The sequence below is a fragment of the Azospirillum doebereinerae genome (assembly GCF_003989665.1).
Taxonomy (GTDB): domain Bacteria; phylum Pseudomonadota; class Alphaproteobacteria; order Azospirillales; family Azospirillaceae; genus Azospirillum; species Azospirillum doebereinerae.
On the sequence record NZ_RZIJ01000002.1, the window covers coordinates 256,905 to 283,213 of the forward strand.

At 69.5% G+C, this 26,309-nt stretch carries 25 protein-coding genes and 1 tRNA gene; 15 read left to right on the forward strand and 11 right to left on the reverse strand.

Translation table 11 applies throughout. The features are described 5' to 3' along the window. The first annotated feature begins 200 nt into the window (after positions 1-200). Complete coding sequence (locus EJ913_RS04460; protein ID WP_126995173.1) at positions 201-1,550, forward strand: pentapeptide repeat-containing protein; 1,350 nt, start codon at positions 201-203, stop codon at positions 1,548-1,550. A gap of 13 nt (positions 1,551-1,563) precedes the next feature. Here EJ913_RS04460 and EJ913_RS04465 read toward each other — a convergent pair whose 3' ends face one another. From EJ913_RS04465 to EJ913_RS04480, 4 genes are all read right to left on the reverse strand, one after another. After that, a complete protein-coding gene (locus tag EJ913_RS04465) occupies positions 1,564-2,262 on the reverse strand; it encodes a hypothetical protein (protein WP_244939238.1) in 699 nt (232 codons plus the stop codon). A gap of 261 nt (positions 2,263-2,523) precedes the next feature. Continuing rightward, complete coding sequence (locus tag EJ913_RS04470) at positions 2,524-3,153, reverse strand: hypothetical protein (protein WP_126995175.1); 630 nt, start codon at positions 3,151-3,153, stop codon at positions 2,524-2,526. Positions 3,154-3,180: 27 nt separating this feature from the next. After that, complete coding sequence (locus EJ913_RS04475; RefSeq protein ID WP_238519478.1) at positions 3,181-4,488, reverse strand: DUF2336 domain-containing protein; 1,308 nt, start codon at positions 4,486-4,488, stop codon at positions 3,181-3,183. Continuing rightward, complete coding sequence (locus tag EJ913_RS04480) at positions 4,485-6,221, reverse strand: sensor domain-containing diguanylate cyclase (RefSeq protein WP_244939239.1); 1,737 nt, start codon at positions 6,219-6,221, stop codon at positions 4,485-4,487. The genes EJ913_RS04475 and EJ913_RS04480 overlap by 4 nt, the downstream gene beginning before the upstream one ends. Before the next feature lie 194 nt (positions 6,222-6,415). Here EJ913_RS04480 and EJ913_RS04485 point away from each other — a divergent pair, with 194 nt between their 5' ends. From EJ913_RS04485 to EJ913_RS04500, 4 genes are all read left to right on the forward strand, one after another. Continuing rightward, positions 6,416-7,117, forward strand: coding sequence for a pyrimidine 5'-nucleotidase (locus EJ913_RS04485; RefSeq protein WP_126995179.1), 702 nt, complete (start codon positions 6,416-6,418; stop codon positions 7,115-7,117). Positions 7,118-7,214: 97 nt separating this feature from the next. Further along, positions 7,215-8,057, forward strand: coding sequence for a 2,3,4,5-tetrahydropyridine-2,6-dicarboxylate N-succinyltransferase (gene dapD, locus EJ913_RS04490; protein ID WP_126995181.1), 843 nt, complete (start codon positions 7,215-7,217; stop codon positions 8,055-8,057). A gap of 80 nt (positions 8,058-8,137) precedes the next feature. Further along, positions 8,138-9,307 carry a succinyl-diaminopimelate desuccinylase gene (gene dapE / locus EJ913_RS04495; RefSeq protein WP_126995183.1) on the forward strand — a complete coding sequence of 390 codons (1,170 nt, stop codon included), beginning with the start codon at positions 8,138-8,140 and terminating at the stop codon, positions 9,305-9,307. Between the two features lie 7 nt (positions 9,308-9,314). Next, entirely contained in the window at positions 9,315-9,884 is a 570-nt protein-coding gene (locus EJ913_RS04500; RefSeq protein WP_126995185.1) for a hypothetical protein, read from the forward strand. Positions 9,885-9,891: 7 nt separating this feature from the next. Here the strand turns inward: EJ913_RS04500 and cimA are convergent, their stop codons facing one another. Next, positions 9,892-11,493, reverse strand: a complete 1,602-nt coding sequence (cimA, locus tag EJ913_RS04505; RefSeq protein ID WP_126995187.1) for a citramalate synthase — start codon at positions 11,491-11,493, stop codon at positions 9,892-9,894. A 277-nt stretch (positions 11,494-11,770) separates the two neighbouring features. On the opposite strand from cimA, the gene EJ913_RS04510 reads away from it, so the two are divergent. The 4 genes from EJ913_RS04510 (at position 11,771) to EJ913_RS04525 (ending at position 14,591) form a co-directional block, all read left to right on the forward strand. Continuing rightward, positions 11,771-12,157, forward strand: coding sequence for a hypothetical protein (locus EJ913_RS04510; RefSeq protein WP_126995189.1), 387 nt, complete (start codon positions 11,771-11,773; stop codon positions 12,155-12,157). Position 12,158: 1 nt separating this feature from the next. Further along, positions 12,159-12,518: a hypothetical protein gene (locus tag EJ913_RS04515; protein ID WP_126995191.1), complete on the forward strand. Its 360-nt coding sequence runs from the start codon at positions 12,159-12,161 to the stop codon at positions 12,516-12,518. Continuing rightward, entirely contained in the window at positions 12,515-13,456 is a 942-nt protein-coding gene (locus tag EJ913_RS04520; RefSeq protein WP_126995193.1) for a LysM peptidoglycan-binding domain-containing protein, read from the forward strand. Before EJ913_RS04515 ends, EJ913_RS04520 begins: the two co-directional genes overlap by 4 nt. Positions 13,457-13,529: 73 nt before the next feature. Further along, positions 13,530-14,591 carry a hypothetical protein gene (locus tag EJ913_RS04525; RefSeq protein WP_126995195.1) on the forward strand — a complete coding sequence of 354 codons (1,062 nt, stop codon included), beginning with the start codon at positions 13,530-13,532 and terminating at the stop codon, positions 14,589-14,591. 48 nt (positions 14,592-14,639) lie between these two features. Here the strand turns inward: EJ913_RS04525 and EJ913_RS04530 are convergent, their stop codons facing one another. The 3 genes from EJ913_RS04530 to EJ913_RS04540 form a co-directional block, all read right to left on the reverse strand. After that, positions 14,640-16,241, reverse strand: coding sequence for an ABC transporter substrate-binding protein (locus EJ913_RS04530; protein WP_126995197.1), 1,602 nt, complete (start codon positions 16,239-16,241; stop codon positions 14,640-14,642). Between the two features lie 150 nt (positions 16,242-16,391). Then, complete coding sequence (rlmN, locus tag EJ913_RS04535) at positions 16,392-17,558, reverse strand: dual-specificity RNA methyltransferase RlmN (RefSeq protein ID WP_126995199.1); 1,167 nt, start codon at positions 17,556-17,558, stop codon at positions 16,392-16,394. 79 nt (positions 17,559-17,637) lie between these two features. Beyond that, positions 17,638-18,195 (reverse strand): invasion associated locus B family protein, encoded by a 558-nt coding sequence (locus tag EJ913_RS04540; RefSeq protein ID WP_126995201.1) that lies wholly within the window; start codon positions 18,193-18,195, stop codon positions 17,638-17,640. Between the two features lie 289 nt (positions 18,196-18,484). On the opposite strand from EJ913_RS04540, the gene EJ913_RS04545 reads away from it, so the two are divergent. Together EJ913_RS04545 and EJ913_RS04550 are read left to right on the forward strand one after the other, a co-directional pair. Continuing rightward, on the forward strand, positions 18,485-19,060 hold the full coding sequence (locus EJ913_RS04545) for a sigma-70 family RNA polymerase sigma factor (protein WP_126995203.1): 576 nt from the start codon (positions 18,485-18,487) through the stop codon (positions 19,058-19,060). Further along, entirely contained in the window at positions 19,057-19,740 is a 684-nt protein-coding gene (locus tag EJ913_RS04550; protein WP_126995205.1) for a ChrR family anti-sigma-E factor, read from the forward strand. The genes EJ913_RS04545 and EJ913_RS04550 overlap by 4 nt, the downstream gene beginning before the upstream one ends. A 155-nt stretch (positions 19,741-19,895) precedes the next feature. On the opposite strand, the gene glmS is transcribed toward EJ913_RS04550, so the two are convergent. Further along, a complete protein-coding gene (glmS, locus tag EJ913_RS04555) occupies positions 19,896-21,722 on the reverse strand; it encodes a glutamine--fructose-6-phosphate transaminase (isomerizing) (protein WP_126995207.1) in 1,827 nt (608 codons plus the stop codon). Between the two features lie 52 nt (positions 21,723-21,774). Then, complete coding sequence (glmU, locus tag EJ913_RS04560) at positions 21,775-23,127, reverse strand: bifunctional UDP-N-acetylglucosamine diphosphorylase/glucosamine-1-phosphate N-acetyltransferase GlmU (RefSeq protein WP_126995209.1); 1,353 nt, start codon at positions 23,125-23,127, stop codon at positions 21,775-21,777. Between the two features lie 331 nt (positions 23,128-23,458). Between glmU and gph the strand changes: the two genes are divergently transcribed. Together gph and EJ913_RS04570 are read left to right on the forward strand one after the other, a co-directional pair. After that, a complete protein-coding gene (gene gph / locus EJ913_RS04565; RefSeq protein ID WP_126995211.1) occupies positions 23,459-24,148 on the forward strand; it encodes a phosphoglycolate phosphatase in 690 nt (229 codons plus the stop codon). A 342-nt stretch (positions 24,149-24,490) separates the two neighbouring features. Then, a complete protein-coding gene (locus tag EJ913_RS04570) occupies positions 24,491-24,745 on the forward strand; it encodes a hypothetical protein (RefSeq protein ID WP_126995213.1) in 255 nt (84 codons plus the stop codon). Here the strand turns inward: EJ913_RS04570 and EJ913_RS04575 are convergent. Beyond that, positions 24,690-25,577, reverse strand: a complete 888-nt coding sequence (locus EJ913_RS04575) for a DUF3108 domain-containing protein (RefSeq protein ID WP_126995215.1) — start codon at positions 25,575-25,577, stop codon at positions 24,690-24,692. The two genes, EJ913_RS04570 and EJ913_RS04575, sit on opposite strands and share 56 nt — an antisense overlap. 163 nt (positions 25,578-25,740) lie before the next feature. Between EJ913_RS04575 and EJ913_RS04580 the strand changes: the two genes are divergently transcribed. Both EJ913_RS04580 and EJ913_RS04585 read left to right on the forward strand, forming a co-directional pair. Beyond that, positions 25,741-25,815: transfer RNA gene (locus tag EJ913_RS04580), tRNA-Val, on the forward strand. 199 nt (positions 25,816-26,014) lie between these two features. Next, complete coding sequence (locus EJ913_RS04585) at positions 26,015-26,188, forward strand: sugar tyrosine-protein kinase (protein WP_126995217.1); 174 nt, start codon at positions 26,015-26,017, stop codon at positions 26,186-26,188. Positions 26,189-26,309: the final 121 nt, after the last annotated feature.

A 26,309-nucleotide genomic window follows, 5' to 3' on the forward strand; every position in this document is an offset into this window, starting at 1 on the left:
GGGGTACCCGGTCTATCGGCTTGGCGGAAGACAGGTCGGCGGACCATAGAGAAGTGGCATAGGCCTGTCAACACTCCCAAAGATGGGTCTTGATCGTACCCGGTTATCGGTGGAAAATTTTGTCACACCTTTTCGACCCTTAACGATTCCTTCGGCTCTTGCCTCCACACTGGACCCCCACATTAAGAAGGTCACCGGCGATGCCGTCCGCCCAGGGCTTCGGGTCCAACACGCCGCGCACCAAGCTGACGCAGAGCCAGCTGAACGCGATCCTGTTGCGGCACCAGGCCTTCCGCAAGAGCCAGCCCGGCGGCGTCCGCGCCAATCTGAAGATGCGCGACCTGTCGCACCTCGACCTGTCGAACATCGACCTGTCCGACGCCGACCTGTCGGGCGCCAAGCTGTTCAGCGCGCGGCTGACCGGGGCCAACCTGTCGAACGCCAACCTCTACGCCGCCGATCTGCGCCTCGCCAATCTGGAGAAGGCCGATCTGCGCCGCGCCGACCTGCGCGGGGCCTGCCTGCGCGGCGCGGTGCTGAGCGAGGCGACGATGGTCGAGGTCGACCTGCGCGACGGTACGCTCATGCATTATTCCGGCGGCGAGATGGTCGCCCACCAGCACGAGGACTCGGTCCTGACCTCGGAACTGACGGCGGCGACCATCCGGGGCGCCGACCTGTCGCGCGCCAAGATCGCCAACGCCTTCGTCATGCAGACCGACCTGACCGACGCGGTCCTGCGCGGCACCAAGTTCATGCGGGCCAACCTGACCGGCTCCAACATGACCGGCTGCGACCTGACCGACGCCGACCTGACCGAGGCCAACCTGTCGGGCGCCAAGCTGTCGGGCGCGGTGTTGAGCGGCTGCGCCATCAACCGCACCAACTTCACCGGCGCGACCCTGATCGGGGCGATCCTCGACGCGGCGCAGTTGCGCTCGCCCAACCTCCAGGCGGCGGTGCTGGCCAAGGCGCTGGAGAACCCCGACGACGACCTGCGCGACATCCTGGTCGAGCATCTGAGCTGGATCGACAGCGGCGGCAAGGCCGGCAAGCGCGCCGACCTGTCGGCGCTGGATTTGTCCGGACGCAAGCTGGACGGGATCAACCTGTCCGCCGCCATCCTGCAATGCATCGCGCTGCGCGGCGCGACCCTGACCGGCGTGTCGATGGCGATCGCCGACCTGTCGCTCTCCGACCTGCGCAAGGTGGACTTCACCAACGCCGACCTGCGCGGGGTCAATCTGGAGCGGGCCACCCTGACGGGCGCCAACCTGACCGGCGCGCAGCTCGGCCCGGTGCACATCCAGACGATGAGCGGGCATGTCTGGCGCGCCAACCTCCAGCGCGCGCGGCTTGGCATGGCGATCCTGCGCAACGCCGACCTGCGCAAGGCCAATCTGTCGGGGGCCAATCTGGCCGGGGCCGATCTGCGCGGCGCCAACCTGAGCGAGGCCGATCTGACCGGCGCGGACCTGACCGGGGCCACGCTGGACGGCGCCACGCTGGACATGGCGAACACCGGCGACGCCATCGGGGTCGCCGTCTGACGGCGAACCGTTGCTAGACCGGGGGGCTGGCGGACGCGCTGCGCCGCGCCACCCAGTCGCCCGACGCGTAGACGGTGCGGACATGGCGCACCAGCAGGTTCCGGGCGTCGATCAACTGCCCCATCCGCTCCCGGCAGGCGACGACCCCGGTGTCGGGATGATAGACCGGCGCCAGTTCGCGGAAGCGGCGGCGGACCTGATCCTCGTCGAAGCACCACTCGTTGACGAAGCCGAACATCTGGACGGCGTCGCGCAGTTCGGTGACCCGGCCGTCGAGCGGCTGGAAAGACAGGCGTTTCAGCGCGTGGGCCAGCGTCTTGTTGCGGTAGCCGAGCGTCTCCACCGCCGCCTCAAGCCGCCCGACATCGGCGGCGGGAACCACGCGGAAACCGGGATCGGCGAGCGCGACGGCGGCGGCGAGCGCCCGCCGGATCGCCGAGTCGCTTCCCCGGACGCAGGACCGCAAGGCCAGCCCCGCGCGTCCGTCCTCGTCACTCTCCCCCGGATCGCCGGCGGCGTCCGGCACCAGCAACAGCGCCGCAGAGGCCAGATCCGACGGGGTGCTTCCGCGCAGTGCGGACAAGGCCCGCACCGCCTCCGCGAGGCGGACGCCGCAGGGGATCAGGCGGAGCGGAGATGGCGCGAGGACCGATCCGGGCGCCACGGACAGGCCGTCCGGCGCGTCGTGCGAAAGGCCATCCGGAGCGGTCATCGTTGGCACCAGCGGATTGCGTGCGAGGCGGCGAGTCTAGCGCGCGGGGCGGACCGCCCGCAACCGCGCCGTAGGATGACTCCGGCGTAACGCGGTGGGATGAGTGCGGGAGTATGTGGGGTGGTCTCCGCCCATTGCCCCCTCCCCATCCCTCCCCCGCTTGTCAGCGGGAGAGGGGGCCGAATTCTTGTCGGCGTCCGGCAGAGTTCCCTCTCCCGCGAAAGCGGGGTAGGGCGCTACTAGGGAGGGGGAAACGGGCTCCTACCGCTTCATCATCCCGGGCTTGGCCGGCAGCTTTTCCAGAAGGTCGGCGATATACGCGGTCTCGTCCTTGCCGGACATGGCGGCGAAGCCCTTCAGCATCTGGCTGCCGAAGGAGAAGACGCTGGCGAGATCGATGCGCCACGCCCCGCCCTCGCGCACGAAATCGGCGGGCACCATGGCCGGACGGTTGTCCACCATCAGCAGACCGGACGCGTGGTCGCCGTTCACCCGCACCGCCCCCAGCGAACTGCGCGCGATGACGTTGGGGCCGAGCCAGCCCTGCTTGAGCGCGTGGTCGGCGATGTCACCGACCGACATCCGGCGCAGCTCCGACGGCCCCAGATAACGGCGCAGCCCCATGGCGGCGAAGCGTTCCGCCGGCTCCAGCTTTTCCACCGCCGCGTTGCCGGGCGCGCGCGCGGCCACCCGCACCGCCTCCAGCGACTTCACCGAGGCGCGCGACAGCAGCGGCACCACGGCCCCGCCCCGCTGTTCGGACAGGGCCGCCCGTGCCGCGTCGAAGGCGGCGGCGACCTCGCGCTCGTCCGGCGTCGCGCGCGGCAGCGGCGCGGCGAAGGCCGACGCGGTCAGGATCACGATGAAGAAGGCGAGAAACAGCGAACGCATTGTCTGAACCTGGGGGCGGAGGGGGACTCACGCCTTCTCTTCGACCCCGAAGAATTCGAGCTGCCAGCGCATCTCGTCGTCGGACATCGGATAGGACGTGCCGTCCCGAGAATTAAGCGCTGTTTTTGGCGGAATCTGGGCGAGCCGCAACTGCGCCTGACGGGCGAAGCGCATGGTCAGCCCGGCGCGCCACACCAGCGCCGTCACCGCGCGCGGCGCGTGGGTCCCGACGATGCGGTCGACGATGGGCAGCGGGATCTGCGACAGCTCCGCCAGCCCGGCCATCACGAAGGCGCGGTCGCCCTCGACCATCGAGCCTTCCAGCAGCTTTTCCGTCAGCTTGCCCTCCTTGGCGAGCCGTTTGGCGCGGTCCACCGGCTTCTCAACCGTCTTTTCCGGCCCGGCGGCCCCGGCCAGCAACTCGTCGCCGAAATCGACCGGGCCGCGCGCTGCGGTCCCGCCCGCCGCCTGCTCGACGCGCTGGCGCACCGCCTCGGCCAGCGTGCGCACCGCCGCCGGGTCGAGGTCGTCGCGGTCCTGGAGGACCTTCAGCAGATTGTCGGCGACGAAGCTGGCCAGCCGGGCCACCGCGCGGAGCGGCAGGCGCGGGCGCCGCACCAGGGGGGAATGCCACGGCTCGTGCTGCGGCGCCCGGTCGAGGATGCGGTCGAGCGTGTCCTCGCGCACCTGCGCCGAGGAATTGCCGAGCAGCGCCGTCACCGCCGCCTCGTCGTTGGACCGGGCGATGGCGTCGGCGACCTGGGCCGAGACGTTGTGGCGGCTGGCGATGGCGGTCATCGCCCCGCTGACCGGCCCCTTGAGGATGATGTCGGCCAGATCCTCGTCGGTCAGGATCGGCGAATGCTGGAGGATCGGACTGCACACCGACAGCTCGACGTCGCGCGCCAGCGTGTTGACGAGGCCCTGCGGGGCGTTGGGCAGGCTCTTCAGCGCCTCGGCCAGGATGCCGCGCACCTCCGACGCCTGGTCGCGGGCCAGTGTCTCCAGGCACTCTACCGTCAGCTTCTCGATCTGCGCCGCTTGGTTGGCGGTGAGTTCGGGAAGCAGCCGAGCGATCTTCTGCGCGACCGCGCGGCGCACCATGACCTCGCGGTCCTTGGCGAGCATCAGGTCGGCCTGGCGCGGGGTCCCGGCGTTGGTGGCGATGGCCCGGCGCACCTCGGCCGCCGCGTCGGCGGCCAGGAAGTACAGCAGCTCCGGCCGGGTCTTGGGATGCTCGGCGACCTTCCGGCGGATCGCCGGATCCTCGCTCTGCACCATCTTCTTGGCCGATTCGTAGTCGGCGGGATCGAGCAGGTCCGAGCGCGTACTCACGGCGCGGTCTCCACGGCGGTGGCCGGCAGGGCGGTGACCGGCGGGTCGGGGCGATGGGAGGGGGCCAGCGCGTAATGCCCCTTGCCGGTCTTCTTGGCGGCGTACATGGCCGCGTCGGCCCGGTCGGTCAGCTCGCGCACCGTCTCGCCGCGCCCCGGCACATGAACGGCGATGCCGATGGACAGGCCCAGCGGCTTCTCCGGGCTGGCCGACAGATGCCCCAGCCCCGCCATGCCGGTCAGCAGCCGATCGGCGACCCGGCGGGCCTGCGCCTCGTCGGCGCGGCCGAGCCACAGTACGAACTCGTCGCCGCCCAGCCGCCCCGGCAAATCGCCCGGCCGAACCCCGGTGGACAGCAGCGTGCCGACGGCCCGCAGCACCGCGTCGCCCTGCTGGTGGCCGTGCAGGTCGTTGACCGCCTTGAAGTTGTCGAGATCGACGTAGAGCAGCGCCGACGGCCCGCTGTCCGTCCGGGACAGGGTTTCCTCCAGCCGCTCGAAGAAGGTGCGGCGGTTGAACAGGCCGGTCAGCCCGTCGCGCTCCGACAGGCGGCGCAGGCGTTCCTGATAGGCGAGATGGGCGTGGGCGATGCCGATGTGGTCGGCGACGCCGGACAGGAGGTGGCGGTCCTCCTCGTCCCACGGTTCCGCGTCGTCGCCGCGCCAGACCAGCACCGCGCCGTTGAGCGCCTGCCGGTGCTCCGTCCGTTCGCCGATCAGCTGGAAATCGCCGAGCTGGCCCACCACCGTGCCGTCCGTCGCCGCGACGCGGTCGAGCAGCGGTTGCAGGGAGTCGCTCTCCACATCGGACAGCGGCGTGCCGAATTCGGCCACCAGCACCAGACCGCCGCCCATCGGACCGCCGTCCGGGCCGACGCCGTCGCCGGCCCGGTAGATGCGGCAGCCGTCGGCGCTCAGCGCCCGCGCCGTCTCGGTCGAGGCGACGATCAGCGCGGCGGCGGCGTCCAACTGGTCGCGCAACGTGTGGACGATGTGGGCAAGCAGCCGCTCCCGGTTCCTCACCCGCGCCAGCTCGGCCGAGCGCAGGACCTGATCGGTCACGTCGCGGCAGACTCCGCGGGCGCCCAGCCATTCCCCCTGCGACCCGAACAGCGGCAGGGCGGAGGCGACGACGCAGGCGGGGGTGCCGTCCGCGCTCTTCAGCCACAGTTCGCTCTGGTCGACCGGACGGTGGGTGTCGAAGGGCAGCGGCAAATCGCCCCACTCGTCGAGCGCCAGCCGGCGCGGGTCCAACCCGATCAGGCTGTCGGTGTCGTAGCCCAGCGCACCCTTGTGGGTGACGAAGACGAAGGTGCCGTCCGGACCGGTTTCCCAGGCGAAATCGGAGGAGACCTCCACCAGGTCCTTGTAGCGCCGCCGCGACTCGGTGAGCGTGTGGCGCAGCTGGCGTTCCAGCGTGTCGTCGCGGCCCAACAGCAGGAAGCCGCCGTCGGCCAGCGGCACGCCGGCCCATTCCACGATCATGATCCCGCGCGCCGATTCGACCGGAACCGAGCGCAGCCCCGGCGCCACGCTCGACGCCGCCAGCCAGGACTGGAGATCGGAGAGCCAGCGCGGGTCGTTGTCCAGCATCTCCTCCGCCTCGGCGTTGGCGTCGGCGACCGCACGGTCCGGGCCGAGGCGCAGCGCCGGACCGGGATAGGTGGCGACCAGCGCGCCGGAACCGGCGGGTTCGCCGGCGGGAGCGATGGGGGACAACGACGCTGTGGCCAAGGGAAGATCCACGATTCTCTCTGCGGTCCAGTCTGGCGAAGGGTTGCCCATGGGAAAAACTTAAGGCTGCAAGCCCTGATACGTCCAGCCTATGCTACCGCCTCGCGGGTTAATCTTCAATCAACCATCGGACAAGGGAAAATCCCAACCGAAGCGACTTGCCGCCGGCTGGACGGCGCCCCATTGTAGGGCGCATGACCGCTTCCGCCAATCTTGCCGCGCTGCGTGACACCGGGGTCTGGATCTTCGACCTCGACAACACGCTGTACCCCGCCTCGTGCAACCTGTTCGCCCAGGTGGACCGGCGGATCACCGAATTCATCGCCGAACACTTCGGCATCCCGCAGCCCGAGGCGCGGGAACGCCAGAAACGCTTCTTCCGCGACTACGGCACCACCTTGCGCGGCCTGATGACCGAGCACGACGTCGATCCCGTCGCCTACATGGACTACGTCCACGACATCGACGTGGCCGGGGTCCAGCCCTCGGCGGTGCTGGCCGGCGCGCTCGAACGGCTGCCCGGCCGCAAGATCATCTACACCAACGGCTCGGTCCGCCACGCGGAGAACGTCGCCGGGCGGCTCGGCATCCTCGACCGCTTCGACGCGGTGTTCGACATCGCCGCCGGCGGCTACGTGCCCAAGCCAGACCCGCGACCCTATGCCACGCTGGTCGAGCGCTACGGCATCGACCCGACGCGCGCCTGCATGGTGGAGGACATCGCCCGCAACCTCGCCCCCGCCCACGCGCTGGGCATGACCACGGTCTGGGTGCGCGGCGAGTTGGAGTACGAGCGCGCCGGGGTCGGCGCCGGGGTCCACATCGACCACACCGTGGACGACCTGCCGGGCTGGCTCGCCGCCGTCGCCGACGCCACGGCGGACGCGGTGCCGTAAGGGCGGTTGTGACGCGCGACGCCGTCCGGTTGACAGGCAGGCGGGGCGGCTCCATGGTGCGCTCCCCTGCCATTTTCGACAGCCGAACGACCGCGCCATGAGCCACGCCAGCCTGCAAGCCACCATCGACGCCGCCTGGGACAACCGGGACGGCCTGAACACCGCCACCACCGGCGCCGTCCGCGAGGCGGTGGAGGAGGCGCTGTCCTCCCTGGATTCGGGCGATCTGCGCGTCGCCGAGAAGACGGACGGCGGCTGGACGGTCAACCAGTGGCTCAAGAAGGCGGTGCTGCTGTCCTTCCGCCTGAACGCCAACGAGACGATCCCCGGCGGCCCCGGCGGCTCCTCCTGGTACGACAAGGTGCCGCCGAAGTTCGACGGGTGGAGCGAGGGCCAGTTCCAGGCCGCCGGTTTCCGCGCGCTGCCGGGCGCCATCGCCCGCCGCTCCTCCTACATCGCGCCGGGCGTCATCCTGATGCCGAGCTTCGTCAACGTCGGCGCCTACGTCGACAGCGGCACCATGGTGGACACCTGGGTGACCGTCGGCTCCTGCGCCCAGATCGGCAAGAACGTCCACCTGTCGGGCGGCGTCGGCATCGGCGGCGTGCTGGAGCCGCTGCAGGCCGACCCGGTCATCATCGAGGACAACTGCTTCATCGGCGCCCGTTCGGAGATCGTCGAGGGCGTGATCGTCGAGACCGGCGCCGTCGTGTCGATGGGCTGCTACATCGGCGCCTCGACCAAGATCATCGACCGCCACACCGGCGAGATCTTCGTCGGCCGCGTCCCGGCCTATTCGGTGGTGGTGCCCGGCAACCTGCCCGGCAAGCCGCTGCCCGACGGCACCCCCGGCCCCAGCCTGTACTGCTGCGTCATCATCAAGCGCGTGGACGAGAAGACCCGCGCCAAGACCGCGATCAACGACCTGCTGCGCGATTGATGCCTGAGTGCCCTTCCCTCTCTCGCCCCGGGGCGGGAGAGGGGGATCCGGGGCGAAGCCTCACACCAGCGGACCCTCCCATGACCATCGACGCCGTCGCCCTCGCCCAAGACCTGATCCGCTGCCCCAGCGTCACGCCGCGCGACGACGGCGCGCTGGGCGTGCTGGAGGCGGCGCTGACGCCGCTGGGCTTCGCCTGCCACCGCCTGCGCTTCGAGCAGGAGGGCACGGCGCCGGTGGAGAACCTCTACGCGCGCCTGGGCACCGAGGGGCCGAACTTCTGCTTCGCCGGCCATACCGACGTGGTGCCGCCGGGCGAGTTGAAGGGCTGGTCCATCGATCCCTTCGCCGGCGAACTCCACGACGGCAAGCTCTACGGCCGGGGCGCGGTGGACATGAAGGGAGCCATCGCCGCCTTCATCGCCGCCGTCTCCCGTCATCTGGAGGCCGAGGGGTCGCCCGCCGGCTCGATCAGCCTGCTGATCACCGGCGACGAGGAGGGGATCGCCATCAACGGCACGAAGAAGGTGCTGGACTGGCTGGCGGCGCGCGGGGAGACCATCGACGCCTGCGTGGTGGGCGAGCCGACCAACCCGAAGGCGCTGGGCGACATGATCAAGATCGGCCGGCGCGGCAGCCTGACCGGTTACCTCACCGTGTTCGGCGCGCAGGGCCATGTCGCCTATCCCCATCTGGCCGACAACCCCCTGCCCCGCCTCGTGCGGATGCTCGGCGCCATCACCGAGACGCCGATGGACAAGGGAACCGAGCATTTCCAGCCCTCCACCCTGGCGCTGACCACCATCGACGTCGGCAACCCGGCCAACAACGTCATCCCGGCGCAGGGCAAGGCGACCTTCAACATCCGTTTCAACGACGCCCACACCCCCGCCAGCATCGAGGCGTGGCTGCGCGGTTGCTTCGACGCGGTGGGCGGCGCCTACGAGCTGGACATCCACTGCTCGGGCGAATCCTTCCTCACCGCCCCCGGCCCGTTGACCGAGTTGGTCGCCGAGGCGGTCGAGGCGACGACCGGTCGCCGTCCGGACTACTCGACCACCGGCGGAACGTCGGACGCCCGCTTCATCAAGAACCACTGCCCGGTGGTCGAGTTCGGGCTGGTCGGCCAGACCATGCACAAGGTGGACGAACACACCGCCGTCGCCGACCTGACCGGCCTGTCCGCCATCTACGAAACGATCCTGAAGGGCGTGTTCGCCCGGTTGGCCGCTTCCCGGCAAGCCGGTTGAGCCGGCTATGCCGCTGACCACTCCCGACATCCTCGCGGCGCTGACCGGCGCCTACCGGCTCGCCCGCTTCGACCGCAGCGGGCTGGAGTTCTTCGACCGCACGCCCGAGGGCGCGTTGAACTCCTTCTACGCGGCGGTGGTGGTCCTGCCGGCCTACGCGCTGCTGCTGGCGATCCGGCTGTGGGACACGGCGGGGGACACGCCGCTGCTCCAGGTGCTGACGGTCGAATCCATCGCCTATGTGGTCAGCTGGACCGCCTTCCCTCTGGCCTTGCACCGCGTCGCGACGCTGATGGGCAAGACCGAGCGCTATCCGGGAACGGTGGCCGCCTACAACTGGTCGTCGGTCGTCCAGATGGCGGTCTACCTGCCGGTGATCGTGCTATCCGCCACCGGGCTGCTGCCGTCGATCCTGTCGGAAGGGTTGGTCTTCGGCGTGATGATGGCGATGCTGACTTACCAGTGGTTCGTGCTGCGGACGGCGCTGGACCTGTCGGGCCTTCCCGCCGCAGCCCTGGTCATGCTCGACCTGTTCCTCTCGGCGGCGATCACCGATTTCTCCGACGGGCTGCTGTAACGCCGGATCACACCGGCGCCGCGCCGCTCTTCATCAGGGTGAAGACGTAGCTGTCCACCAGCGCCTCCATCGACGCCTCGATGATGTTGGTCGAGACGCCCAGCGTCGACCACTCCTCCCCTTCCAAGCCCGCCGAGCGGATCAGCACGCGCGGCATGGCGCCGGTGCCGTCCTTGGCCGCCAGGATGCGGACGCGGTAGTCGGACAGGCTGACGCCCTTCAAGGCCGGATAAACCGGCTCCAGCGCCTTGCGCATGGCGACGTCCAGCGCGTGGACCGGGCCGTTGCCGTCCGCCACCTCCAGCCGGGTCTCGCCGCCGACCGTCACACGGACGACGGCCTCCGATTCCACGACCAGTTTGCCGACCGCGTTGTGGCGGCGCTCGTCGGTGACGTGGAAGCGCTTCAGCTCGAAGAAGCGCGGCACATCGCCCAGCTCGCGGCGGACCAGCAGCTCGAAGCTCGCCTCGGCGGTGTCGTAGGCGTAGCCGTCGCCGTCGCGCTGCTTGACCAGTTCCAGCAGGCGGGCGAGGCGTTCGTCCCTGGAATCGACCTCCAGCCCGATGTCGCGCAGCCGCGCGATGATGTTGGAACGGCCGGCCTGGTCCGACATCACGATCTGCCGGCGGTTGCCGACCGCCTCGGGGGCGACGTGCTCGTAGGAGGACGGGTCCTTCTCGACCGCCGAAACGTGCAGCCCGCCCTTGTGGGCGAAGGCGCTGGCGCCGACATAGGCGGCGTGGCGGTTGGGCGCGCGGTTCAGCCGTTCGTCGAAGGAGCGGCTGAGCTGGGTCAGCAGCGGCAGATCCGCGTGGCGGATGCCGGTCTCGAAGCCCATCTTCAGCATCAGCGTCGGGATCAGCGACACGAGGTTGGCGTTGCCGCAGCGCTCGCCCAGCCCGTTGATCGTCCCCTGCACCATCCGCGCTCCGGCCCGCACCGCCGCCAGCGAGTTGGCGACCGCGTTCTCGGTGTCGTTGTGGCAGTGGATGCCCAGACGGTCGCCGGGGATGCCGTGCTCGGCGATCACCGCGCGGACCACGGCGTCGATCTCGTGCGGCAAGGTGCCGCCGTTGGTGTCGCACAGCACGACCCAGCGGGCGCCGGCCTCGAAGGCGGCGCGGATGCACTGGACGGCGTAGGCCGGGTTGCGCTTGTAGCCGTCGAAGAAATGCTCGGCGTCGAACAGCGCCTCGCCCTTGGCGGCGTGCAGCGCCGCGATGCTGTCGCGGATCAGGTCGAGATTCTCGTCGCGCGGGATGCCGAGCGCCACGTCGACGTGGAAGTCCCAGGTCTTGCCGACCATGCAGACCGCCTTCGCCCGCGACTGGACCAGCGCGGTCAGCTGCGGGTCGTTGGCGGCGCTGCGGCCGGGGCGGCGGGTCATGCCGAAGGCGGTGAAGGTGGCGCGCTCCAGCGCCGGGGCCTCGGCGAAGAACTGGTCGTCCGTGGGGTTGGCGCCGGGCCAGCCGCCCTCGATGTAGTCGATGCCGAGACGGTCGAGCTGCCGGGCGATCGCGATCTTGTCCGCCACCGAGAAATCCACGTCCTGGGTCTGCGCCCCGTCGCGCAGCGTGGTGTCGTAGAGGTGGATGCGTTCGCCCGTCATAGCCGCCTGACCTGATGAAAACGGGGGCCTTCGGCCCGTTTGGAAAGGGCGGAGAATGGACGAAGCGGCACGGCGGCTCAACGGTTTTGACAAGAAACTTGCGGGAACGGAGGATTTGCCGCAACGGAACGGCCGGCTGTTGCAGGGATCGGCTCGTTTTCCCGGACCTGCACCTTGGGCATAGGCCAGCAACGCGGGTGGACAGGCGCGGACCCTTTTGTGAAGCTGCCGCTTGCTGCTGATCTCATATGGGCGACGGACGGACGACAGACGGGCCATGGATTCACTTTCCTCCTCCTCCGAAGGGCGCCTGCTCGTCGCGGCCTTCGGGATCCTCGTGTTTCTTGTCGGCTTGGCCCTTCTCGGCGAACGCACCCTGCCGTTGTTCGGCGGGGACCGCGACATGGCCCGGCGGGTCTACAAGACGCTGTTCGTCGGCTTGGGCGGCGCGATGGTCAGCCTCGCCGTTCCGGCGCTGGTCACCGGCGGAGTCGCGCGGGCGCGCACGCTGTTCGGCCGCATCGACGCCAAGGGCGCCGTCGCCGATTTCCTGCTGCGCGACCGCGTGCCCGAACAGGCCCAGACCGCCGGCTTCGCGCTGATGGCGGTGTTCGCCGTCGCCAGCGTCGTGGCGGCGGTTGCCGTGTGGTCGGGCGAGCGCTGAGATGATCCGCGTTTCCCACCGACAGTTGGACGCCCTGCACGCCGAGCGGCGCAACGCGTTCCACGACCGCCTGCGTGCGGACATCCTGGCCTTCATGGGCCGTGCCGCGCCGGACACGCGGCCCGAGGAGGTCACCGCCCGGATCGCGGCGGCGCTCGGCCAAGCGGACGGGCACGGCATGGTCACCGAACAGCAGATCACCCGCTACGCCTACATCCTGGCGGCCTTTCCGCTGGACCACCGGCGTCGGGAGGAGTTCGCGTGGCTGGGCGAGGTGCTTGACGGGCCGAGCCCGGCCGATTTGCGGCTCGATCAGGTGACCGCCGCCCTGACGCGGACCGCTCCGGAGACGGGCCGATGAGCGTGCACACCGTCCAGCGCGGCGAAACGTTGTCCGGCATCGCCCGGCAGAACAACACCAGCGTCGCGGCGCTGCAACGCCTCAACGGCATCGCCGACCCCGATTCGCTCGCGGCCGGCCAGCGCCTGATCGTCGCGGCCCCGCCGGCCCCGCCGGCCGCCCCTGCGGCGGCCCAGGCTGGACAGGCGGCGGCCCGGACGGCGGCGCCCGCGGCGCCGGGAGCACCGGTCGCCCCCTGCCCGAAGAAGCCGCTCTTCTCGAAACGGGCGGGTGGCGACGACAACGTCAGCGCCCTCTACGTGACCGCCGACGGCGAGGCCAAGCGCCAGGGGCTGCTGGGTCAGGCCAAGGGCGAGGCCGGCGTCGGCATGACCAAGATGGACCACTCCGGCCATCTGGGGAACCGCTACGTCGGCGGCTCCCACAAGATGGAGATCCTGACCGCCGAGGCGAAGGCGGCGGGCGGAATCGTCCATGGCGTCGGCGGCACCGCGTCGGCCAAGGCGACCATGGTGGAGCAGGAAGCCTCGCTCTTCGCCGGCAAGGACAAGAACTCGCCCTGGGCGGAGGCCGGCGGCGCCTATTCGCTGATGCAGGCGGAGGCCAAGGCCGACGGCCTGATCGGCTCCGACGGGCGCCGCGCCGGCATCGCGCTGGGCGCCAAGGCGGGCGCCGCGGCGGCGTCCGGCGACTTGAAGGGCGAGATCAACATCCCCATTCCCTTCACCAACCACACCATCACCTTGCGCGGCAAGGGGGGCGCGTCGGCCGGCTCGGTCGGGGCCGGGGCCTCGGCCCACGCCTTCAAGGATCTGGAGACCGGCCGCTACCACATGGGGGTGGCGGGCGAGGCGGCGGCCCTGCTGGGTCTGAAGGCCGATCTGGATCTGAGCGTCGGCCCCCGCTACACCAGCCGCGAACGAAACGCCGGACCATGAACGCGCATGGCCTGGACGCGCGAGGCGCGCGTGGCCTGGACGCGCGACGGCCAAGCGAGAGGGAAACGTGACGATGGACCCCAGACAGCCCGGCCTGCTCGCCGCCCCCTTCTCGCCCCGGCCGGTGATCGAGGCGTCCTACATGGACGTGCTGGTGCGCGAAGGGCTGCCGACGGGCACCGGCTTCTCGCTGGCGCTGCCCAAGGGCTGGGCGCTGGAGCGCACCCGGCCCGCCGTGGCGCCCGGCCCCGACGCCCCCATCGTGTCGCTGGCCCGCTTCTACCCCGGCGAGCCCGACGCGCTGGGCGCCAGGGAGGACGTGGAGCTGATCGTCTGGGCGGCCTTCCTGCCGCGCGAGATCCACGGCGCCGACTGGCTGCGCGCCTGGATCGCGTCGCAGGGCTACCGCGCGCTGGAGTCCCGGCAGGCGCTCTCGCCGACCGGCATCATGGGCGACACGCTGGCGGCGCGGCGTCACAACGGCGGGGTGCGCCTGCACCGGCTGTTCACGGTGAAGGACGGTGACCTGCTGTTCCTGATCGACGGCCGCATCCCGCAAGGGCCGCAGACCGACCACCGCGCCATGCAGGAGATCTTCCTGCTCGCCGCCATGCGCTTCCGCCTCGCCGAACCGACCGGGCAGAGCTTCGCCGAGGGCTTCGAGTGGACGGAGCTGAAAGGCGAGGCGACGGTGAGGTTCCGTTCCTCGGGCTTGTGGACGCCGCGCCCGGCCGGCGACGCGCCGCCGGGCGGCGCGGCGGCGCTGTTGGACAACGGGGTCGGCGACGCCAAGCTGGGGACGCTGGTCGCCGTGCTGGGCGTGGCGGGAGACCCGGTGGCGGAACTCGAACGGACCACGCTGGCCAAGCTGGCCAACCAGGATTTCGTCCTGTCCCCGGAGCGCGAGCTGATGTCCGAGGATCGGAGCGAGGGGCGCAGCGTCACCGTCCACCGCCGCGCCGCGACCCGCGCGGGAACGCCGCTGGTCGTTCTGTCCGCCCTGGTAACCCTTGCGACTCCGGGGGGAACGCTGCCGGTCTGCCTGATGCTGGTCACCCCCGACGAGGCGACCGCCTTCGAGGCCTGGGCGATCAACCGTCGCGCCTTCGAGATCGCGGTGAACTCGCTGCAATGACGGCGACGGGGCGATGGACGCGTTCCGTCCGCCGCCCCGCATGCGCGGCTACTTCTTCACGGCCTTCCAGTAGGTGTTGGTGTCGAAGCTCGGCCCCCAGACCATGCCGGAGACGTTGCTCCGCTCGGCGATCACCTCGGTCTGCTGGTACATGATGACGAAGGGGGATTCGGCCAGCACCTTGCGCTGGAGATCCTGGTAGATCGCCGCGCGCTTGGCCCCGTCGCGCTCGACCACGGCCGAGGCGGTCAGCTTGGTCAGCTCCGGGATGTCCCAGGCGTTGCGCCACGCCAGCGGCTTGGCCTTGGCGTCGTCGGCGTTGTCCGGGTTGGCCGCGAAGGTGTCGGCGTTGGTGTGCGGGTCCTGGTAGTCGGCGCCCCACTGGCCGATGTAGAGGTCGTGGTTGCGCGCCCGGTACTTGGTGAGCACCTGCTTGCCGTCGCCGGGGATGATGTTGATCGTCACCCCGCCGGCCGCCGCGCTCGCCTGGATGGCCTGGGCCAGATCCTGGGTCGGGGTGGTGTTGCGCACGTCCATCGTCACCGTCAGCCCGTTCGGGTATCCGGCCTTCGCCAGCAGTTCCTTCGCCTTGGCCGGGTCGTAGCGGTAGGGGTTCTCGTCCAGCGCGCCGAGGAAGCCCTTGGGCAGGAAGGCCTGATGGATGGTGCCCTGCCCGTTCATGATGGTCTTGCCCATCCCCTCGTAGTCCACGAGGTATTTCATCGCCTCGCGCACTTCGGGCTTGGCGAGCGCCGGGTTCTTCTGGTTCAGGCTGACGTACCACAGCGTGCCCTTGGGCGACTGGGTCAGGCGGACCGACGGGTTGGCCTTCAGCGGCTCGAACTGTTCGGGCTTGAGGTTGCGGGCGATGTCCACGTCGCCCTTCTCCAGCAGCAGGCGCTGGGTCGCCGGCTCGGCGATCTGACGGATCAGCACGCGCTTGAGCGCCGGGGCGCCGCGCCAGTATTTCGGGTTGGCGTCGAGCATCAGCAGCTCGCTCGCCTTCCACTGCTTCAGCGCGAAGGGACCGGAGCCGGCGGAGTTGGTCTTCAGCCAGCCCGACCCGAAATCGCCGTCCTTCTCCTTGCTTTGCACCAGCTTGGAATCGACGACCGAAGCCACGTCGGCGGTCAGGCAATACAGCACGAAGGTCGGGGCGTAGGTCTGGTCGGTGGTGAAGACCAGGGTGCGCGGGTCGGGCGCGGTCACCATCGTGTCGACGTTGGCGGGTGTCAGCCCGAACTGGCCGAGGATGAAGGCCGGCCCCTTGTTCATCTTGACCGCGCGGCGGAAGGAATAGGCCACGTCCTCGGCGGTCAGCGGGTTGCCCGAGTGGAAGGCGATGCCGTCGCGGATCTTGAAGGTGAAGGTCTTGCCGTCGGGGGAGACGGTCCAGCTCTCCGCGACCTCGCCCTCGATCTTGCTGACGTCCTTGACGTCGAAATGGATCAGCCGGTCGTAGACCTGGGCGCTGTATTCGGCGCCCGACAGCTCGAAGATCTCGGCGGGGTCCAGCCCGACGATGTCGTCGAACTGCCACGCCATCACCAGCGAGTCCTTGGGCGTGTCGGCGGCGGCCGGCGCGAACGTCGAAGCGGTGGCGAGCGCGAGCGCGGTGGCCCCGAGCAGGCCGCGTTTGAGGCTGGTCATCCCTGTCGTCTCCCTGGCGGGTTTTCGTTGGACAAACGATGTTTGCGCAACCGAAAGCATCCCGCGCAGGTTTGCACGCGTCAAGCTGGCCGACTGGCGTGTAAGGACTTGAAAGTCCCTCTCCCCTCGCGGGAGAGGGACTTCACAGCCTCAAACCAGTTCCGCGTCCTTTTCGGCGATGACCTTGTCGATGGCCGCGCGTTCGGCGGCGGTCATGCGCAGGCTGGCGCTCTTCAACTGGCCGCAGGCGGCCATGATGTCCTCGCCGCGCGGGGTGCGGACCGGGCTGGCGTAGCCGGCGTTGTTCACCAGATCGCCGAAGACCTGGATCGCGCGGTCGGTCGAGCGCTCGTAGGGGGCGCCCGGCCAGGGGTTGAAGGGGATCAGATTGATCTTGGCCGGCACGCCTTCCAGCAGCTTCACCAGCGCGCGGGCGTCGGCCGGGGTGTCGTTGATGCCCTTCAGCATCACGTATTCGAAGGTGATGCGCCGGGCGTTGGACAGGCCGGGGTAGTCGCGGCAGGCGGCCATCAGCTCGCTCAACGGGTACTTCTTGTTGATCGGCATGATGATGTCGCGCAGCTCGTCGGTCACCGCGTGCAGGCTGACCGCGAGGTTGACGTTCAGTTCCTCGCCGCATCGCCGCATCGCCGGGACGACGCCGGAGGTGGACAGCGTGATGCGCCGCTTGGAGATCGAGATGCCGTCGCCGTCCATCACGATCTTCAACGCCTTGGCGACGTTCTCGTAATTGAACAGCGGCTCGCCCATGCCCATCATGACGACGTTGGACAGCATGCGCCCGTCCGGCGGCGCCGGCCATTCGTCCAGCATGTCGCGGGCCAGCATGACCTGCGCCAGGATCTCCGACGAATCGAGGTTGCGCACGAGGCGCTGCGTGCCGGTGTGGCAGAAGCGGCAGGTCAGCGTGCAGCCGACCTGGGACGAGACGCAGAGCGTGCCGCGATCCTCCTCGGGGATATGGACGCTCTCCACCTCCTGCCCGTCGGGCATGCGCAGCAGCCATTTGCGGGTGCCGTCCGCCGATTTCAGATCCTTGACCACCATCGGCCGCGCGATGGCGTGGCTGTCGGCCAGCTTTTCGCGCACCGGCTTGGCCAACGTGGTCATCACCGAGAAATCGGTGGCTCCGCGATGGTAGATCCAGTGCCAGAGCTGGCGGGCCCGGAATTTCTCCAGGCCGATGGATAGCATTTCGGCTTCCAGCTCTTCGCGGGACAAACCGACGAGGTTCTTACGACCGTCGGCGTCAAGGGCCGGCAGGGCGAAGGCGGTGGCGTGATTCGAGGCGCTCATGGCCCACTAGATAAGGCCATGAGCGTCCGAAGTCAAAAGACCAAGTGCGGACCTTGGCTTCCCAAAAACGGAAGGCTGGTCAGCGCTTCACGCCGCAGGCCTGGTTGATCGCGTCGTAGGCCTGGGCGACACCGTCCAGGCTGTAGGTGTCGGTGGTCTTGGTGCCGCGGCCGGACACGCCCTTGAGCACCATCGGCTTGCCCTTGGCGTCGCGCAGCGCGGCGGTGATCGCCTTGTCGGTGTCGGAGTCGCGCGCCCAAGCGGTTTCGCCGTCGGTGAACAGCTTGAACGGCTTGCCGCCGACCTCCAGCACCGTCTCGCTGTCCTTCTTGAAGGGATAGCCGGCGATGAAGCTGACCACGTCCAGCGTCTTTTCCGCCGGCCGGTGGGTGACCAGCACATAGACGTCGCCGCGCTTGGCGGCGGCCGGCTCCTTCTTCTTCGGCTGGCTGGAGATGTAGCACACCTTGGTGCCCTTCTCCTCGAACGCGAAGGCGTTCCAGTCCTTGAAGGTCCCGAGCAGGCGCGGATCGGCGGCGGCGGCGCTGCCGGCGGTCGCCAGGACGGAGGCGGCAAGAGAGGCGGCAAGGACCAGGGCGGTCCCGGCGGTGCGGCGGATGGCGCGGGAAGGCAGCATCGTTTTGCGACAGCTCTTTGGTGTTCCGTGGGTCGGGCGGACACTACCGCAAAGCAACGCGGCTTTCCAAGGGCGGTGGTCGCACCAAAACGCATCGGCGCGCGATTGGGCGGCGGTCCTGAATATTTTTGTGATCCGTGGCACGGCCGGTTGCGTATGAAGGATCCGAATGCGACATACGGCTCGGCAACGACCGGGGGCGATCAAGGGTTGGGGAATTCGGGGCAGGGTGAAGGGTCGCGGCGATCCCTAGCTTGTGCGCCGGCTTCCGTTGCCTTTGAATGGGCGCATGCAGGACACGCACACCCCCATGGCCGACACGGCTCCGAACCTGGAGGATCTGCTCGTTGCCGTCGGGCGCGGGCGGGACCGCTTGGCCTTCGGCACCCTGTTCGCCCATTTCGCGCCGCGTTTGAAGACGTATTTGCGCCGGTTGGGATGCGAATCCGGCGCGGCCGAAGAGCTTGTGCAGGAGGTCATGCTGTTGGTCTGGCGTCGCGCCGAAACCTACGATCCGGTCCAGGCCTCGGCCAGCACCTGGGTGTTCACCATCGCCCGCAACAAGCGGATCGACACCCTGCGCCGCGAGCAGCGGCCGGAGATCGACCCGAACGACCCGGCCCTCGTCCCCGAACCGGACGAGGCGGCGGACCGGCGGCTGGAAGCCCGCCAGAGCAACGACCGGCTGTGCGCCGCCCTGAAGGATCTGCCGCCCGAACAGGCGGAGCTGCTGCGGATGGCCTATTTCGAGGACAAGCCGCACAGCGTCATCTCCGCCGAGCACGGCATCCCGCTCGGCACGGTGAAATCGCGCCTGCGTCTGGCGATGGAGCGCCTGCGCCGGGTCTTGAGGGATGACGCATGAGCCTGCCCAGCCACCACCCGGGCGACACCCTGCTGATCGACTACGCCGGCGGCGGCCTGTGCGAGGGCGCGGCGCTGGTCGTCGCCACCCACACCGCCTACTGCCCCGGCTGCCGCCGCATGGTGGGCGAGATGGAGGCGGTCGGCGGCGCCCTGCTCGACGGGATCGAGCCGGATGAGACGCTGTCGCCCGACGGACTGGAAGCCCTGTTCGCCCGCATCGACCGCGAGGAGGCCGGGCGCCCTCCCCGTCCGCCCTGCCAGCCGGCGGCGCGGCCCACGGCGGCGGACGCACCCCGCCCGCTGATCCCGGAACCGCTGCGGAGCTATCTCGGCGGCGGCGATCTGGAAAGCCGGCGCTGGCGCTTCCTGCAACCCGGCATCCGCTGCATCGATTTGAAGGCCGGGCCGAACGTCACCACGCGGCTGGTCCGCATGAAGGGCGGTGTCGCGGTGCCCCAGCACACCCATGGCGACATGGAGCTGACCGTCGTGCTGGACGGCGGCTTTTCCGACGAGCTGGGCAGCTTCCAGCCCGGCGACGTCGCCATCGGCGACCCGTCGATCGACCACCGGCCGGTGTCCGACCCGGAAGGCTGCCTGTGCCTCGCCACGACCATCGGCGGCCTACGCCTGACCGGCCCGATCGGGCGGCTGTTCAACCGCTTCATGGATTTCTGAGGGCGGCGCTGTCCTGCCGCGCCTGCCCCCTCCCCATCCCTCCCCCGCTTCGCGGGAGAGGGGGCCGGAGGCTTGTCGGCGTGCGGCGGAGTTTCCTCCCCCGCCAAAGGCGGGGGGCTAGGGAGGGGGGCAGGCGCTCGGCCGCCCCCGTCGCTTCATTCCACCGTGACGGACTTGGCCAAGTTGCGCGGCTGGTCCACATCCGTGCCCTTCAGCACGGCCGTGTGGTAGGCCAGCAATTGCACCGGAATGGCGTAGAGCAGCGGCGCCACCAGCGGGTCGCAGGCGGGCAGCTCCACCGACCAGCGGACCTTGTCGCCCAGCTTGTCGATGCCCTTCCTGTCGGCCAGCAGCAGGACCTTGCCCGACCGCGCGCAGACCTCCTGCACGTTGGACACCACCTTCTCGAACAGGGCGTCGGACGGCACCAGCACGATCACCGGCACGTTGTCGTCGATCAGCGCGATGGGGCCGTGCTTCAGCTCGCCCGCCGCGTAGCCCTCGGCGTGGATGTAGCTGATCTCCTTCAGCTTCAGCGCGCCTTCCAGGGCCAGCGGGTACATGGCGCCACGGCCCAGATACAGCACGTCGCGGGCTTCGGAGACCTCCTGGGCCAGTTCCTTCAGGCGCTCGTCATGGGCCAGCACGTCGGCGGCGCGGGCAGGGACCTCGCGCAGGGCGTGGGCGATCTGCTGCATGCGTTCGTCGTCAATGGCGCCGCGCGCGCGGCCGACCGTCACCGCCAGACAGGCCAGCGTCGTCAGCTGCGTCGTGAACGCCTTGGTCGAGGCGACGCCGATCTCCGGCCCGGCCATGGTGTAGAGCACCGCGTCGGATTCGCGCGCGATGGTGCTTTCCGGCGAGTTCACGATGGACAGGATTTTCTGGCCCTGGCGCTTGCAGTAGCGCAGCGCCTCCAGCGTGTCCAAGGTCTCGCCCGACTGCGAGATGAAGATGGCGACGCCGCCCTCGGGCAGCGGGGCCTCGCGGTAGCGGAACTCCGAGGCGATGTCGACCTCGACCGGAATGCGGGCCAGCGTCTCGAACCAGTATTTCGCGACGAAGCCGGCGTAATAGGCGGTGCCGCAGGCGACGATGGTCACCTTGGTGGCCTTCGACAGGTCGAAGGGGAATTCCGGCAGCGTGATCCGGTTGGTCTCGGGGTTGATATAGGCGTTCAGCGTGTCGCCGATGACCTGCGGCTGCTCGTAGATTTCCTTGAGCATGTAGTGGCGGTAGCCGTCCTTGCCGATCAGGGCGCCGGACACCGCCGTCGTCTTCACCGGGCGCTCGATCACCGCGTCGCTCGCGTCGTGCACCACGACGGAGGAGCGGGTGACCTCGACCCAGTCGCCGTCCTCCAGGTAGCAGATGCGGTTGGTCAGCGGCGCCAGCGCGAAGGCGTCCGACGCCAGATACATCTCGCCGTCGCCGTAGCCGACCGCCAGCGGGGTGCCGTGGCGGGCGCCGATCATCATCTCCTCCTCGCCGGAGAAGATCAGCACCAGCGAGAAGGCGCCGGTGAAGCGCTTGAAGGAGGCCGAGGACGCCTGGACCGGGGTCATCCCCTCCTTCTCGATGTAGTAGGTGACGAGATGGACGATCACCTCGGTGTCCGTCGCGCTTTCGAAGACGTAGCCGTGGCCGATCAGCTCGTCCTTCAGCTCTTGGTAATTCTCGATGATGCCGTTGTGGACCACGGCGACGCGCGGGGTGGCGTGCGGGTGGGCGTTGTTCTCGGTCGGGCCGCCATGGGTCGCCCAGCGCGTGTGGCCGATGCCGATGGTGCCCGGCAACGGGTGATCGCGCAGCTTCATGTCCAGGTTGACCAGCTTGCCCTCGGCGCGGCGGCGCTCGATCCCGCCGTTCACCAGGGTGGCGACGCCGGCGCTGTCATAGCCGCGATACTCCAGGCGGCGCAGGCCCTCGACCAGCCGGGGGGACGCGTCGTGAATGCCGATGATGCCGATGATGCCGCACATGGGGCTGAAACTCCTGAAAGATACCGATCGATCGGGGACGGCGGACCGAAGCTTACGCCTTTTTCGCTTTCTCGCTTTGCTTGCGTTCGCGGAACCGCTTGGCCCATCCGGCGTAGGCCTTCTGCGCGCCGCGCGCCACGACCAGCGCGTCGGCCTCGACCGCCGTGGTGATCACGCTGCCGGCCCCGACGATGGCGCCGTCGCCGATGGTCACCGGGGCGACCAGCGCGGAGTTGGAGCCGATGAAGGCCCCGGCCCCGATGTCGGTGCGGTGCTTGCCGAAGCCGTCGTAGTTGCAGGTGATGGTCCCGGCGCCGATGTTGGCCTTCGCCCCCACCCGCGCGTCGCCGATGTAGGTCAGGTGGTTGACCTTGGCGCCGGCCTCGATGACCGCGTTCTTGATCTCGACGAAGTTCCCGATGTGGGCGTCGGGGCCGATCTCCGCGCCCGGCCGCAGGCGGGCGTAGGGACCGACGGTGGCGCCCGTCTCGATGCGGGTCTGCTCCAGATGGCAGAAGGACTTGATCTCGACGTTGTCGCCCACGGTGACGCCGCCGGCGAAGACCACATGGGCGCCGACGATCACGTCGCGGCCCAGCTTGGTGTCCACGCTGAAGATGGTGCTGTCCGGGTCGGTCAGGGTGGCGCCGTTGTCCATGGCCGCCTTGCGCAGGCGCCGCTGGATCAGCCGCTCGACCTCCGACAGCTCGGCTCTGGAGTTGACGCCGACCACCTCGGCGGGGGCCGCCTCGACCACCGCGCAGGCCATGCCGCCGCGTCGCGCGATCTGCACCACGTCGGTCAGGTAGAACTCGCTCTTGGCGTTGTCGTTGCCGACGCTGCCGATCAGGTCGAACATGCGGGCGCCGTCGAAGGCCATCAGCCCGGCGTTGCACAGGCCGACCGCGCGCTCCTCCCCGCTGGCGTCGAGGTACTCGACGATCTTCTCCAGCCCGCCGTCCGCGTTCAGGATCAGCCGGCCGTAGGCGCCGGGGTCGTCCGGGCGCATCCCCAGCACCACCACCGCCGGGTCGTCGGACCGCCGCCGCGCCGCCACCATGGCGCGCAGCGTGTCGGGGGTGACCAGCGGCGTGTCGCCGTACAGCACCACCACGTCACCGGTGAACCCCCCCAGCAGGCCGAAGGCGGCGCGCACGGCGTCGGCGGTGCCGCGCTGCTCGTGCTGGATCGCGGTGGGGTACGGAGCGACGGCGGCGGCGACGCTCTCCATGCCGGGGCCGACGACCACGACGACGTGGTCGGGGTCGAGCGTCTTCACGGCGGCCAGCACATGGCCGACCATCGGCCGGCCGGCGACACGGTGCAGCACCTTGGGCAGATCGGACTTCATGCGGGTGCCCTTGCCGGCGGCGAGGATCACGCAGGCGAGCGGACGGTGGGCCATGGGAGTCTTCCTGGTCGGGCCTGAGGTGGCAAAGGTGGTGGCGTTTCGGCTGGGGTGCAACGTGCCGGATGCCGAACCATCGCGGCAATGAGGTCTTTCCCCGATCATGTGCCACAGGCCGGGCCGCAAGCCCAAGTCAACTTTTGTGTCATCGTGTCATAGTCGCCACGGCCTAGAACGGCCGGCGGGGTGCTGCCATGCAGGGGAAACGGGAGAAAAGTCGGGGCCGGGCGTGGTCGGGGTGCAGGGCTGCGTGCTATCGGAAGCGGGCTTGACCTTGACCAAACCTGAAAGTCTGCCTGAAAAGCGGACCGAAAACCTGGGGGTTCCGATGCCGCTTCCCTTCGCCACGCTCGTCTTCGACCTCGACGGCACGCTGATCGACAGCGCGCCCGACATGACCCGCGTGCTGAACCGCACGCTGGCCCATTTCGATCGCCCGCCTTTGACCGAGGCGCAGGTGCGGACGATGGTCGGCGACGGCTCGGCCATGCTGGTGCGCCAAGCTTTCGCCGCGACCGGCGCGCCGCTGGCGGACGAGACGGCGGTGCAGCCGGTGCTGCGCCACTATCTGGACGCCTATTTCGACGACGAGCAGCCCTCCACCCTCTACCCCGGCGTGACCGAGACCCTGGCGGCGCTGACGGCGAGCGGCGTCCGGCTCGGGCTTTGCACCAACAAGCCGGAACGGATCACCCGCAAGCTGCTGAACGCGCTGGGTCTGGCTCCGCTGTTCGGGGCGGTGGCCGGCGGCGACACCCTGCCCGTCAAGAAGCCGGACGGACGGCACGTGACCTGGGTGCTGGAGCAATTGGGCGCCGATCCCGCGTCGCCGCGCGCGGCGATGGTCGGCGACAACGGCAACGACGTGAAGGCCGCGCGCGGCGCCGGCATTCCCGTGGTGGCGATGAGCTACGGCTACCCCCGCATGCCGGTGGCCGATCTCGGGGCCGATCTGGTGCTGGACCGTTTCGCCGATCTTCCCGCCGGGTTGGAACGGCTGGCCGCAACGGTCCGCTGACCGCCCGGACCGAAAATCACTATCCGCCCTATCCTTTTGGCTGCGTGCCTTATCCGTCCGGACGAGGGACGGACGGGCCGGAAAGGCCCTACCATCTGTGGTGTCGATTGCGGCGCGCCCTTCACCGGGTTGCCCGGACAGGCGGAGGTCAGCGGCGATGCGAAACGGTGTGACGGCAGCGGAGCTTTCCTTTGCGACCGTTCTGGCCCTGCTTCTGGCCTGGGCCGCCTTCGACGGCATGACGGATCAACGAAAAGCCTGTCGGGTGCGGACCCGGCGGCGCCGCAGCCCGGCGCCGTCCCTGCGGCCGCGCGACGACAGCACGCCGGAAGGACACGCATCATGGCCGCACGGGTCGCACGGATCGTCTGCATGGGAAAGCTGGGTGGCTATTCTGCGCTGCTGGGCGGCCGGATGCTGGAAGTGGACGGCCGCATGCTGTGGCCGTCGGCCGCCGCGCTGATCATGGACGCGCACCGCATCGGGGTGGAGGTCTCCACCCACGTCATCGACACGCGCACCATCGGCACGGACACGCCTCTCAACGCGGCGCCGGAGTTGGGGTGCCACCAGACGGACTACCGCCGGGCAGCGTGACGCCGGTCAGGTGGATGACGACGGCGCCGAGATCGCTCTCGGTCTCCAGCCGCACGGGCAGCGGCGGCTCCCCCGGCACCACCGGGGCGAGCCACAGATCGGCGGGCGGGCGTTCGGACGGGCCGCTCTCGCGCCGCCAGAAGGCGCCGCTCGGCGGGTTCTTTCCATAGCCGGCGACCGGCCGGTAGGACACCCGGCATTGCCGCGCCGCTCCGGCGAAGACCGAATAGCGCGACGCCCCCACCAGCCGTGGCCCGACGTCCTCGAAGATCATGTCGTAGCGCCGCCGCCCGTCGTAGACCGGCAGGCTGCGGGTGCAGGCTTCTCCCCGCGCGGCGGCGGTCAGCACGGCCAGGAAGCCGCTGAGCGGGTCGTAGGCGCCGCGTTTCTGCGCGTCGGGCACGGGATCCCGGTCATCCTCCTCGGGCGGCGGCAGGACGGTGGCGGCGACGTTGCCCTGCCCGTCATACTCCAAGGTCACGCTGCGCGGCTTTCCCCGGAACACGCTGCTCTGGCTGTGGCGGGCGGGAACCAGCCGGTCGGGCCGCACCGCGCCCTCGCTGCGCGACACCGTCTGCCACGGGAACATCCGGCCGAGGAAGCCGTCGGTCTGCGCCTTCACCTCCATCTTGTAGGCGACGCCGGTCATCTCCAGCGTCGCGGCCACGTCGAGCACGGCGACACCGCCGACATGGACCCGGTAGGTCGCGCTCACCGGACCGGCCGACGCCGTGCCGGGCTGGACGGACAGCAGGCCGGCGAGCGCGACGGCCAAGGCCGAGGCACGGAATTGGCGAATGTCGGGCCGGCGGGTGTGGGAGGGAGAGGGCACGGGGGACTCCGGCGATTGGAATTTCTTTCATATTGGGATGAAACTCATGCTTGACACCGGGAGGCCCAGGGCCTAAAAACCCGCCCACCGCAGCGGCGGGGCCGACGACAACCGGCCGGCGCCGCTTCCACCGGAGGACAAACCGGGCCGATTTTCAAGGATCGGGCGTGTAGCTCAGCGGGAGAGCATTCGCTTCACACGCGAAGGGTCACAGGTTCAATCCCTGTCACGCCCACCATCAAAAAAGGCTTCGAGGCTCGCCTCGGAGCCTTTTTCGTTTTCATCCTTGGCCATTGCTTCGGACGGCAAACGGCGCCCCGCGCCAAGCGGTTCCCAATCGTCACGTTTTCTTGCGGTGGATTGACGCAGGTCACCCCAAAAGCTGTAGGGTTGAGTTAAACAGGGGCATCCTTCTTTCCCGTTCCGGATGCCGTTCCATGGAAAATACCGAAAATACCCGCGTCGCCCTGCTGTCCGTCGGCGTGCTCCTCGTGGTGCTGGCGATCCTCATCGGTTCGGCCGTCTTCGCCCCGGCCTTCCTGGCGCTGCTGGCCACGCTGCTCGCCTGGGCGAACCTGGCCTATCTGGTTTTCCTCACCGTGATGCGCTGACCGGCACAGGCCAAGCGTTGCCGCCGCCTGGCGAGGACGAACGAGCGTCCTCACCGGGCCGGCAACAGTCTGTCGTTTGGAAAGCTTCTCTGGACAGGAACAGTCCGGCGGTTTATCCAGC